Source organism: Peptoniphilus senegalensis JC140 (assembly GCF_000321025.1).
GTDB lineage: Bacteria > Bacillota > Clostridia > Tissierellales > Peptoniphilaceae > Peptoniphilus_A > Peptoniphilus_A senegalensis.
On record NZ_CAEL01000056.1, the window covers coordinates 1 to 247 of the forward strand.

3 tRNA genes are annotated in these 247 nt (G+C 55.5%); all 3 read right to left on the reverse strand.

Features of this window, described 5'->3' with window-relative positions:
- Positions 1–7: 7 nt before the first annotated feature.
- The 3 genes from PTSHG_RS00120 to PTSHG_RS00130 all read right to left on the reverse strand — a co-directional run bounded on the left by PTSHG_RS00120 (position 8) and on the right by PTSHG_RS00130 (position 243).
- Positions 8–84, reverse strand: a tRNA-Asp gene (locus PTSHG_RS00120).
- Positions 85–88: 4 nt separating this feature from the next.
- Positions 89–164 (reverse strand) — tRNA-Val (locus PTSHG_RS00125).
- Between the two features lie 4 nt (positions 165–168).
- Positions 169–243: transfer RNA gene (locus PTSHG_RS00130), tRNA-Glu, on the reverse strand.
- Positions 244–247: the final 4 nt, after the last annotated feature.

A 247-nucleotide genomic window follows, 5' to 3' on the forward strand; every position in this document is an offset into this window, starting at 1 on the left:
TTTTTATTGGCGACCTGGATCGGGCTCGAACCGACGACCTCCAGCGTGACAGGCTGGCATTCTAACCAACTGAACTACCAGGCCATTTTGGTGGACACAATAGGGCTCGAACCTATGACCCCCTGCTTGTAAGGCAGATGCTCTCCCAACTGAGCTATGCGTCCTCTCTGGTGACCCTGCCGGGAATCGAACCCGGGATACCACCGTGAAAGGGTGGTGTCTTAACCGCTTGACCACAGGGCCTTAT